The organism is Nostoc sp. DSM 114160, assembly GCF_053470305.1.
Genome location: NZ_JBPFGO010000001.1, coordinates 549,322 through 560,645, shown reverse-complemented (window position 1 = coordinate 560,645; position 11,324 = coordinate 549,322). Strand labels below are relative to the sequence as shown.

At 42.2% G+C, this 11,324-nt stretch carries 11 protein-coding genes and 1 tRNA gene; 7 read left to right on the top strand and 5 right to left on the bottom strand.

All coding sequences use genetic code 11. The features are described from left to right. Positions 1-178: 178 nt before the first annotated feature. Positions 179-808, bottom strand: coding sequence for a chorismate lyase (locus NSTCB13_RS02645; RefSeq protein ID WP_445629785.1), 630 nt, complete (start codon positions 806-808; stop codon positions 179-181). A gap of 182 nt (positions 809-990) precedes the next feature. Continuing rightward, positions 991-1,071 (bottom strand) — tRNA-Leu (locus tag NSTCB13_RS02640). 474 nt (positions 1,072-1,545) lie between these two features. On the opposite strand from NSTCB13_RS02640, the gene accC reads away from it, so the two are divergent. Next, positions 1,546-2,889 (top strand): acetyl-CoA carboxylase biotin carboxylase subunit, encoded by a 1,344-nt coding sequence (gene accC, locus NSTCB13_RS02635; RefSeq protein ID WP_445629786.1) that lies wholly within the window; start codon positions 1,546-1,548, stop codon positions 2,887-2,889. Positions 2,890-2,967: 78 nt separating this feature from the next. Here the strand turns inward: accC and NSTCB13_RS02630 are convergent, their stop codons facing one another. Then, positions 2,968-3,261, bottom strand: a complete 294-nt coding sequence (locus tag NSTCB13_RS02630; protein WP_094350101.1) for a YggT family protein — start codon at positions 3,259-3,261, stop codon at positions 2,968-2,970. Between the two features lie 289 nt (positions 3,262-3,550). Between NSTCB13_RS02630 and psbX the strand changes: the two genes are divergently transcribed. The 4 genes from psbX (at position 3,551) to NSTCB13_RS02610 (ending at position 6,057) form a co-directional block, all read left to right on the top strand. Then, positions 3,551-3,670 carry a photosystem II reaction center X protein gene (psbX, locus tag NSTCB13_RS02625; RefSeq protein ID WP_013189728.1) on the top strand — a complete coding sequence of 40 codons (120 nt, stop codon included), beginning with the start codon at positions 3,551-3,553 and terminating at the stop codon, positions 3,668-3,670. A 248-nt stretch (positions 3,671-3,918) separates the two neighbouring features. Then, a complete protein-coding gene (locus NSTCB13_RS02620) occupies positions 3,919-4,836 on the top strand; it encodes a Ycf66 family protein (protein ID WP_445629787.1) in 918 nt (305 codons plus the stop codon). A gap of 47 nt (positions 4,837-4,883) precedes the next feature. After that, positions 4,884-5,444 carry a TolB family protein gene (locus NSTCB13_RS02615; protein WP_445629788.1) on the top strand — a complete coding sequence of 187 codons (561 nt, stop codon included), beginning with the start codon at positions 4,884-4,886 and terminating at the stop codon, positions 5,442-5,444. Positions 5,445-5,532: 88 nt separating this feature from the next. Next, a complete protein-coding gene (locus tag NSTCB13_RS02610; protein ID WP_448273105.1) occupies positions 5,533-6,057 on the top strand; it encodes a TolB family protein in 525 nt (174 codons plus the stop codon). A 79-nt stretch (positions 6,058-6,136) separates the two neighbouring features. On the opposite strand, the gene NSTCB13_RS02605 is transcribed toward NSTCB13_RS02610, so the two are convergent. Next, positions 6,137-7,141 carry a succinate dehydrogenase/fumarate reductase iron-sulfur subunit gene (locus tag NSTCB13_RS02605; protein ID WP_448273103.1) on the bottom strand — a complete coding sequence of 335 codons (1,005 nt, stop codon included), beginning with the start codon at positions 7,139-7,141 and terminating at the stop codon, positions 6,137-6,139. A gap of 1,471 nt (positions 7,142-8,612) precedes the next feature. Here NSTCB13_RS02605 and NSTCB13_RS02600 point away from each other — a divergent pair. Both NSTCB13_RS02600 and NSTCB13_RS02595 read left to right on the top strand, forming a co-directional pair. Next, positions 8,613-9,050, top strand: a complete 438-nt coding sequence (locus tag NSTCB13_RS02600) for an AbrB family transcriptional regulator (protein WP_094350106.1) — start codon at positions 8,613-8,615, stop codon at positions 9,048-9,050. A gap of 225 nt (positions 9,051-9,275) precedes the next feature. Then, on the top strand, positions 9,276-10,082 hold the full coding sequence (locus NSTCB13_RS02595) for a CPBP family intramembrane glutamic endopeptidase (RefSeq protein WP_448273101.1): 807 nt from the start codon (positions 9,276-9,278) through the stop codon (positions 10,080-10,082). A gap of 221 nt (positions 10,083-10,303) precedes the next feature. On the opposite strand, the gene NSTCB13_RS02590 is transcribed toward NSTCB13_RS02595, so the two are convergent. Continuing rightward, positions 10,304-11,266 (bottom strand): M48 family metallopeptidase, encoded by a 963-nt coding sequence (locus tag NSTCB13_RS02590; protein WP_448271271.1) that lies wholly within the window; start codon positions 11,264-11,266, stop codon positions 10,304-10,306. Positions 11,267-11,324: the final 58 nt, after the last annotated feature.

Genomic DNA, 11,324 nt, shown 5'->3' with positions numbered 1-11,324 from the left:
AGCTGCAAGTCATCTGTAACCCAGACTACCTTCTATTTATAGAGCTTCTATCTGTGGTACTGACTTGATTTAAGTAAGATCAACTTAGCGTCCGGGATTTTACATAGATTACCCATCTTCAAAGTCATTAATGTAAAATTCCTATACTCTGGGGCGCACTGTAAAAGATACAAAAATACTATGCCTCAGCATTAGCAGCACTCAACTGCATAGGCCCCAAATATTTGGTTAAATAAGGTGAAAAAACTTCATAAATTAATGTCAGTGGCTGCCCATGATGCCAAAACAAGTAGTGACGACCCCAAAAAGGCCCAGTGACACCAAAACCGGACTCTAGTGCCAATGAGTCACCGTAGTAAATTCCTCGAACATCCCGATACAATTCTGTGCGAAGACGAGCTAAACTTGCCCAAATTGGTAATGAACGGTTTTGTAAATACTCATCGACATGACTGGCTTCCCACCACGAAGTAGCATAAGCTAATCGTTGACCAGAAGCGGTACGCAGCCATACTTGTCGCCGTAATCGCGGTTCTGGGACAGCTTGGATTAACTCAGGAGCAGCATCCAAGTCGATACCAATCAATGACATATCAATGATATCTACTTCTACAGGCTCACCTGTGAGCAATTCTAAGTGACGTGTTGGAGAGCCGTCACCCAAGAGCATTAGCTGCCATGCAGGTGCTAGCTGAGTGTGGGGTAAACTTTGTTGAATTATTTCCTCCCCTCCTTGCCAAATCGGAGTGAGGCGATGCCAAGGTGGTGGCGATGTTAGGTTGTTTGTCGGCGTAAAAGAAATAGTCAATGCTTTTTACAAAACTTCACCTATTTCTATAAAAGCATAAAGGACTAGTACTTTGACAAGGCAACTTTACTTAATATCTAGTAAGCACTGAAGTGCTTCAAAAGCAAACTTAATATTTAAGGGTCAACAGTCTAAGGTTTTTTAACCTATAACTATTGACCCTATACTTAAACAAGCAAAAATGCGGATGGGGAGACTCGAACTCCCAAGGCAAAGCCACACGCACCTCAAGCGTGCGCGTATACCAATTCCGCCACATCCGCATGGTTTCTCTAAAGATAGACTATAGCATAAGAAAATAATTATAGTAAGGTGATATCTAAATTCAGTTGCTTCAAAAATATAAATTTTCTCAAGGCGGTATCAGACTGACAGAAATTTAGCAGCTGTACAAGTGATATTGAAAAGGGTAGAGCTACTGTGTTCGGCGGGGTGCGATCGCGTATCTGTCTGCTGTAGGTGGTGTCGACGACAGGCTATGACGCTCGATAGCGACGTAGGAGCGTCTGACTCGCTATCGGCTTCGCAAAAGCCCAGCTTGGTAGTCTAGCCAAGACTTACAGCAGCAATGTTGTTAGTGTAGTAAGACTCGTAGACGCAGCAAGCCTGCAATATGCGAGTTTGCTTAGGATCAGGGTGGCGAATCTCCTGCAATAATTTGAAATAATGCGGAAGCGTTGTTTCAAGTTGGATCAGAGAAAATGTCAATCTACTGGTAATGATATCGAAACTAAAAAATGAAGTTTGACAAAATATTAATTGCCAATCGGGGAGAAATCGCCCTTCGCATTCTCCGCGCCTGTGAAGAAATGGGAATTGCCACAGTTGCGGTTCACTCCACCGTTGACCGTAATGCTCTCCACGTCCAACTTGCTGATGAAGCTGTTTGCATTGGCGAACCTGCTAGCGGTAAAAGTTATTTGAATATTCCCAATATTATTGCTGCTGCACTGACGCGCAATGCTACTGCCATTCATCCAGGTTATGGTTTTTTGGCAGAAAATGCCCGGTTTGCGGAAATCTGTGCCGACCATCATATTGCTTTTATCGGCCCAACTCCAGAAGCTATGAGACAGATGGGCGATAAATCCACTGCCAAAGAAACCATGCAAAAAGCTGGAGTCCCGACGGTACCAGGTAGTGAGGGATTGGTAGAATCCGAGCAAGAAGGATTAGGATTCGCCAAGGATATCGGCTATCCAGTGATGATCAAAGCTACAGCAGGTGGCGGTGGACGGGGTATGCGCCTAGTTCGTTCTGAAGACGAATTTGTGAAACTTTTTCTCGCAGCCCAAGGCGAAGCAGGAGCAGCTTTTGGGAATTCTGGCGTTTACATAGAAAAATTTATTGAACGTCCCCGCCACATCGAATTTCAAATTTTGGCGGATAACTACGGTAATGTCATCCACTTAGGCGAACGGGATTGCTCAATTCAGCGCCGGAATCAAAAGCTGTTAGAAGAAGCTCCAAGTCCAGCTCTCGACCAAGACCTACGTGAAAAAATGGGACAAGCTGCTGTCAAAGCTGCCCAATTCATTAACTACAGTGGGGCGGGTACTATTGAGTTTCTCTTGGATAGATCCGGTAAATTCTACTTTATGGAAATGAATACCCGGATTCAAGTAGAACATCCTGTAACAGAAATGATTACTGGGATAGACTTAGTTGCCGAACAAATCCGCATTGCTCAAGGTGAAAGACTCAAGCTTACCCAAGACCAAGTAGTATTACGAGGTCATGCGATCGAATGCCGAATCAACGCCGAAGATCCCGACCATGATTTTCGCCCTTCTCCCGGACGGATCAGTAGCTATCTGCCCCCCGGAGGGCCTGGTGTACGGATTGATTCCCACGTTTACACAGATTACCAAATTCCACCTTACTACGATTCCTTAATCGGCAAGTTAATCGTTTGGGCACCAGACCGATCCACTGCTATTAACCGGATGAAACGCGCGCTGCGGGAATGTGCCATTACTGGATTACCTACCACCATTGGGTTTCATCAAAAAATTATGGAAACTCCACAGTTTTTACAGGGTAATGTCTATACAAATTTTGTGCAGGAAATGAACGGGTAGGAGAGTAGGAAAGGAAAAAGGTTATAGGTTACAGGGGACAGGGTTATAACCTGTAACCTGTCCCCTGTAACCTGTACCCTAATTAACACGAGATAGCATAGTCAACAATCCTTGTTGACCTAACAGGATTTCTCGCAGCAGGCTGAAGATACCAACCCAAATAATAGGTGTAATATCTACCCCACCTATAGGTTGCACCAGCTTTCGCAAAGGTATTAAAAATGGCTCAGTTGGCCAAGCTATTAAATTAAAGGGCAAACGATTCAAATCCACTTGCGGATACCAAGTGAGAATGATACGAAATATAAATAAGAATGTCATAACCCCTAACACAGGGCCAAGAATCCAAGCAGTCAGGTTAACACCAGTCATCGGTTTTAGGTACTATCTATCTGTAAAAAAAGAAAAAACTTAGGCACAGGCAAGTTGCGCTTTGCGTAGACATAGCTACAAAATTTTAAGCTTTGTAAAGCACTCCGATCATCATTTTAACTAAATGCTGTCACTTCTTTCTGAAATAGAAAAGCGAACTCGCCCATGTGGTTAACTCAATAACTGGTGAAAGAAGTTACCAAGTTTGGCAGTTCAGAGTTAGAGGCTTCTCAAGAAAGTAATACACTATTAAAATTAGGATGAAGTGTGTAAAAAAAGGTTGAGAAGTATGACGCCTTCTTTAGCAAATTTTCTTTGGAGTCTGGTATGGGGTACAGCAATTGTTGTAATACCCGCTACTGTTGGTCTAATTTTCATTAGCCAAAAAGATAAAATACAGCGTTCATAATGCTTATGAGAGTTAAATTAGCTCTCGTAATCGATTGTCTGTCAACTATCTACTTAAATTGCACTAAAAGCAGCATAAACTGCGACTGGTGGCAGTTGTAGCTGACAGACATAGACGTTTTTACTTTTCGGTGAATAGCTTCAGAGCTTCTTTGCCAGAGGCTTTGAAGCTTCAATATATCGTGCCTAATTACAGTAGTGATTTTAATTGTGACTCGCTAACATAGATTTGATATTGGGAAAACAGCAATGATAAATTTTGGGCTGAACTCAGCCAGTTTTCTGGCTCAGGTAAATTTTGGGGCAAACTCAGCCAGTATTCTAGGAATTTTCCTGGCTGTGGCTGGGGCAGCACTGTATTTTCTCCGCACTGTGCGTCCGGAATTGTCACGGGATCAAGATATCTTTTTTGCGGCAGTCGGCTTACTTTGCGGCTTTATTCTCGTCTTTCAAGGATGGCGGCTAGACCCGATTTTACAATTTGGTCAACTGCTTTTAGTTGGCACAACTGTGTTTTTTGCAGTTGAAAGTATTCGTCTGCGAAGTATAGCTACTCAGCAAGCAAAGCGCAACACTCCGATTGTGGACGAAGACCGACCAGTTAGCGATCGCTATTCGTACAATAATCGCAGAAACTATCAGGCTGAGATGGAGGCAGACTTAGATCCACTGCCTTATGAAGACGAGGAAGAACGCCCAGTGCGTCCCCGGATTCGCGGTAGCAGGGATGAGATTTCAACTCGTGATGACTACTATCAGGAACAACCTCCCCGTCGTACAGAACGCCGCAACAGCAGCACTAGTGAAAGACAGACTCCATCTGATAGAACGCGCCGGCGGACTTCTGGGCGTCCTGTAAATCGCCCTTCTGAAAGCTTTGAAGAAGAGAACTGGGGTTCTTCTTCTAGGCAAGTTGATGATTGGGAAAATTCAGGTGGGGAAGTTAGAAAACCTTCTCGCCGTAGTAATAACGGGTCACAGCGTCCCGAAAGTCGTGAAGATGATGTTTCTCCCAGACCGAGAAGGCGTCGTCCCCCCACTGACTCAACTTCTCGAAGACCGCGCGAAGATGATGATGCGATCCCAACCGATTATGTACCATACAACCCAATTGAAAAACCAAATGAGGGGCCAGATAATTTGACCGATTTTGATGACGATGTTTAAAACAGTTGGCGTGCAAATAGGTTTAAAGGCGACGGAAAACAGTTGAGGTGGAAAAATTTACGCCTGCATTTTGGCTCCAAAGACCAATTCATTGGAGCCTGGTTTTTGGTTTAACAAGTTTGCTTGTATCTTGTGGTTCTAACGATATTCCTATAGGGCCTACTTCTCTTAACAGTCGCTACACCGAGGAGCAACCTGCTTTGAGTGGAAATGGGCGCTTTTTAGCGTTTGTATCTAATCGGAATGGTAATCAGCAGCTACTAATGTACGATTTGGAGAGGCAACTGTTTATTAGTACACCGGGGATAAACCGACAGGAGACAATTGCCGAAAGTCCTAGTTTGAGCTACACCGGACGTTATATTTCTTATCTTACTAGTGACCAGGGAAGACCAGTGGTAGCGCTTTACGATCGCGCCACGCAACAGTCACAAATTGTCACGCCAATTTATCGCGGCTGGATCAGAAAACCAAATATTAGTCCAGATGGACGTTATGTTGTCTTTGAAACCGCCACTCGTGGTCAGTGGGATATTGAAGTTCTAGACCGAGGGCCAAATATTGAGTTAGATATTCCCAACGGTGCAACTGTGGGTTCACCTCCGTAGGGGAGAAGGTGAGGAGTTGGGAGTTAGGAGTTGGCAGTTAGGAGTTAGGAGTTGTGAGACTATTGACTAATGACTAATGACTAATTATATGAAACGTATTTTTTTTATACCTATATTTTTCTGTTTAAGTTTATTGACTGGGTGTTTTGGCTACCCTCGCATTTTGAGTTATCCTTTTGATCCGGGGGGTCGGAGTCTTAATAGTTTAGCGTCGGAATTAAACCCCCAAATTTCTGGGAGATACATTGTTTTTATTACTGACCGACGCGGTAGCCAAGATGTTTATATGTTTGATACGGTAACTCGTGATTTGGTTGATTTGCCAGGTTTAAATTCCTTTGATGCGATCGCAAATCATCCTAGCGTTTCACAAGATGGTCGTTATATTGTGTTTGCTGCTAGCCGTCAGGGGCGATCGGCTATTTTTCTCTACGACCGAGAAACACGCCAATCACGGAATTTGACCAATAACCTGCAAGCGGAAGTCCGCAACCCTACAATTAGCGCTGATGGTAGCAGGATTGCTTTTGAATCCAGTAACAACGGGCAGTGGGATATTTTAGTATATGACCGTTATGGACAGCCGTTAAATATACCTCAAGAGCCACGTTGAACAACAGTTAGAAGTTAAGAGTTAAGAGTGAAGAATTTTAACTCCTAACTCTTAACTCCTCACTACTCCCTCCTCACTTTTAACTTTTGTTTTCTACTTGTTGCACAGATTCAATGAGCGATCGCACTTGTTCCGTACCCTCAGAAGCTTCAAATGATAAAGGAAACTTACCCCGGAGGATCATCCGCAAACCGAGGGGTGCAAGACTGAGTAATCCTTTTAAATCCCGAAAATAATTACCAACTACTTGTAAACCAAATTGACGTTCATCAATCCAACCACCTTCTTTAACTAAATCTATCAATACTTTCCGGTGACGAATTGAACGACTATCACTATTTTTTTTCTGGGTGAGAATTTCTTGTTTAACTTTGGTGATTTGTTCTAATGGTGCAACTTCCATTGGACAAACAGAATCACAGTACAAACAACGAGTGCAACCCCATACGCCTTTAGTACCTTCGTTATAGCTTGCTAAACGATTTTCGGTATCGCTATCGCGGGAGTCTGCTACCATTCGGTAAGCTTTGGCAAGGGCATGGGGACCTACAAAGTCTGGATTAACTTCACGAGCGTTGCATTCAGAGTAACAAGCACCGCACATAATACAGTTACCAGTTTGATCGAGGCGCGATCGCTCTTGTGGTGTTTGCAAAAACTCTCTTTCTGGTACTTGTCGTGCTGCCGTACTCACATAAGGGGCAACTGCCTCTAGATTATTCCAAAAGCTGCTCATATCTACAACCAAATCTTTAATCACGGGCATATTGCCAAGAGGTGCGATCGTGATTTCATCAATAGCATTTACTTTACTTTGAGATGATGGTATTTGTTGTAATCTGGCAAGTTCGCTCCCAACATTTTCTTTACAAGCTAAAGCCGAACGCCCATTAATTCGCATAGCACAGCTACCACAAATAGTATTGCGGCAATTTTTGCGAAATGCCAAAGTTCCATCTTGCTCCCACTTAATCTGATTGAGGCAATCCAAGATTGTATTACCTGGTTCGGCCTCCACAATGTAGGTTTGCACAACAGGGGAGGAATTTTGTTGCTGTCGAATGACCTTAAAAATAATTTCCATAACTACTAACCAAAATTTTAAAATTACTTCACCAGCCTCAACAATCATGAGTCAAAGCAGGTAGTTGCGAAAAGTGAGTTATACTTTTTGCCCCTAATTTAAACCCTGGTGTTAATAGGCTGACGATTAAAAGGCGACTGATTCTAGTTTAAGGATAACCATTAAAATTTTACTTGTAGTAGCGCTGTAAGCAAGATTTTTGTCAAATTCTCAGTTAAAACGCCAAAAATGCGATCGCAGCTTTGCATTGAATTTACCTGTTTGGCAATCTAAAGGAAAGAGAGTTTGCTTCAAAAGTAACTTCAGTTGATCTTTGATCTAGCGATCCTATCCAAATGAAATGCATGGGAAGTTAGCAATATGTCTTGATGTCAACTTGAGTCAAGCAGTCCTGACAGTAAAATTCCACCTTCGCTACCACTTGACAGAATTTTTTGATTATATAGAAGTTTGAAAGCCCATGTTTAATATATAGTAGTGGCAATCAAGCACTAGGCAGATGTTAAGAGATTTGTTCATCCCATAGACAGACGTGCAAAATCCTCTGGCCGCTTTTGACCTGAAGATAATAAACCGAGGAAAAATCCTCACCACTTTCAAAAAAGTTAGAGTACCGCGAAACCCACAGGTGCCAGACTTTTCGCTTTTTGGCTTGCTCTCAATCAACAAAATATGGGATTGAACTCATTGGTCAAAACTGCTCGTCTCAATATATAAATTTTTATCAAAGCCAGATAGCAATGCTCGCGCTTGTAATCATAAAGGGTTAAGAAAATCGTCACTGCTTTTTTCAACTTTCAAGTCCAGGAATTTAAATAAAAATTTACCAGCAACTTTAATTCAAAATTAAACAACTATTTTGCTATTATTAGTCCATGCTAGTATTTAATATAAAATTACGAAGTAGCAAAACCAGAATCAATAGCCGTATCAGCGCGGTTACTACTGCTTTGTTGATTCGTAATGTAGAGACAAGAAAATTCGCGTCTCTACTGGTAGAACAAAAGGGTGTATACCCGTAGGACTCTATTGAAATACTATGCTGTCCTAAGCTTGAAAGGACGAGTGGAGAAAACTCTACTTGCTCATTGGCAAGAAAGGCAAGCACTGAAAGTGAAAAACCTGCAATTTTTTGGGTCTACGACTTATTTGCAGTAGAACCTAACCTCATTTGTAATGGTGGCTGAAAGTTACACCGCTACAGTAGCGCTAAAGAAGAAAATAGTTTTCTTTCTGATGGCTAATAATGGTTAAAAGTGCCGTAACATCACCAAAATTAATGTCTGTGGCAACTATGGCCTCTAGTTGGTTGTAGACAACCATATATAGAAGTGCTTTTGGCTCCTATCGGCAGGAATTCACCCGTTACATTAGGGTCTTCAGTAGCTCTATGCAAATGCTAAAAAATTAAATGCTGGCATGAGACTACATAGTTTATCAGTTTGGAGAGAGTAAGGAAAATTTGAGCATAATGACTGAAACTGCAACCGCGCCATTAACTGGAAAAGCACTACTTGCTAAAGTAAAAGAACTTTCCACATTACCACGCCGAGAAAGAGCTAAACAGTGCGGCTATTACACTGTTACTAAGAATAATCAAGTTCGTGTCAATCTCACCGATTTTTATGACGCTTTGCTATCTGCTAGGGGAATTCCTCTAAGTCCAGAAGCGCCTAAAGATGGTCGTGGTCGTGAACCGACATATCGGGTTAGTGTCCATCAAAATGGTCAGATTGTAATTGGTGCTACATATACCAAAGCAATGGGCTTGAAGGCTGGAGATGAGTTTGAAATTAGGCTGGGATACAAACATATTCACCTGATTCAACTAGGTGAAAGCGATAAAAAACTAACCTCACAAGATATAGATTCTGACGAATCAGACGAAGATTTAGAAGACGAAGAGTAAATTTGCTAATGGTAGGGATAAGTTTCAGGTTATGATAACTTGTCCTTACCCCGACAGCAAATTGGTAGCCAGGTAAAAAATACGATTAGACCCCTTGCAGAATTTACCAAAATTAGTAGAGTCTTGATTAATCAGCAAGAAATCTATAATGCAAGAAGTCTATCGTGTTTTTTGTTTATTTTGATAACTTTCTTTGAGTCTTCGGTCAACGCCTTACTGGCGTTTATAGAAAATGCACCGCCACTAGTAATAGTGACGGCATTTTTTGTTTGTTGGATAGTTTGCTGGTTGCCAGTAGCAACAGTATCAGCAATATTGCTTAATTGGCAACCTCCTAAACCTTTACAGCCAGAGCAAAAAATGCCGTTATTGGTGTCACTTTACCTATTAGCTCCCCCGATCCTTTGGGGAGTTGTTTGGTTGACTAATAAATCTTTTTCAGATTACGGCTTTGTTGGCAATCTTTCAACTCTTGGTTTTTTAGCACTAGGTTTTGGTTTGGGAGTGCTGAGTCTAGCTATTGTATTTGGTGGGCAATTCGGGTTAGGTTGGTGTTCTTTTGAAAAGTCTAATTTCAAGTTACTACTACCCATATTGCTACCGATTTTCTTGATAGCGTTATTAGTCGGTGGGATAGAAGAGTTAGTTTTTCGCGGTTTCCTGTTCACAGAATTAGCACAGGATTACCCAGTTTGGTTGGCAGCAGCAATTTCTAGCTTGATTTTTGCCTTGTTACACTTGGTTTGGGAGCAACGCGAAACTGCACCCCAACTTCCGGGATTATGGCTGATGGGAATGGTACTGGTGCTAGCACGTTTTACCTCTAGCGGTAATTTGGGTTTAGCTTGGGGATTGCACGCAGGATGGGTATGGGCGATCGCTACCATAGATACAGCAGAACTAATTACTTACACTGGTATTGTCTCTGACTGGTTCACAGGTAAAAATAAAAAACCCTTAGCTGGCTTGGCGGGAATTATTTGTGTATTGGGAACTGGAGTAATTATCTGGTTCAACTCTCAAATATTTTAATTTCCCATAGATGATGTCTGTTAACGCAAATCCCCGACTTCTTGAAGAAGTTGGGAATTTAAATCCAACGATTTAGAAGGTACTATTCCACCCCTATACTCTCGGGTTTTGGAGAAAAGGGGAAAGAAAAAACCTTTAACCCAAACCCGATTCCGAGTTAGAAATGCACAAAGCGAGAAGTATTGTATTCCACCCTACTAATCTTTATTCAGTACTCAAAACTACTCAGACCTTCTGATTCTGTCGATTTCTCGTTGTAATTCTTCAATTTGGCGGCGCAAACTTTCTGTTTGATTTTCGGAAGATTCTGCTGAAACATTTACCGATCCGGAAGCAGGCGATCGCTGATAATTTCCTCGGCAAATTTGCTGATATTCTTCAGATACTGCCCACGACCGTAAGTAATGCAAACGTTCAACAGGGAAAGGATGACTCAACATCATACCCTGAGCGCCATTGTAGATCAAGAATTTATATATCTGATTCAGTCCATCTTCATCCAATGCCTGATAATTTTCTGACTGCTTGATAAACTCTTGTAAACTACATTCATTGGCATATTTGTTACTACCACCAGAGAGTTTCATCATCGTTGACATCACAGGATTTAAGTCATCCATCACTAGTAGTGCAGCGCGATCTGACGATAACTCCGCTTTGCGCCGCCACTCAAAAAAGGCGTAAATCAAGCCTTGTGTGAGAATATTACCGATGCCGAAGGTCAATTCTCCCAAGGCCGAAGCAGCACTCATCGCCCACATCGCCATTTGAATTAAAATAGTATGACCACATTTAATATGCCCTAGTTCATGAGCTAGCACCGTCCTCATCTCGGCTTCGTCTAGTAAGTCTAGTATCCCTGTATTTATGACTATGTAAGGATTCTCTTGCCCCAGCGCATAGCTATTTGCTTGGGGATTTTGCGAGACAAACAGTGTTGGTTCTGGGTAAATGTCCAAATCTCGGACGCATTCCCGAAACATCTGGTAAATAGTGGAATATTGACGCGGCCCGACTTGGATGCTGTTACCCATTAGATAGACTAATTGAGGGCGTTCGTAGATAAATTCCACAAATTTACGAGCGATTAAATCAAATCCTGGCAAATTTCGTAAAGCTTGCTCCGCTTGGCGATCTAGTGGATGCCTGAAGGCTTCGCTGGAAATTCCTGTGTAAGTTGGCATAATTTAGGATATTGGGTGATTGGTCATTGGTCATTGGTCATTAGCAAAGGACAAAGGA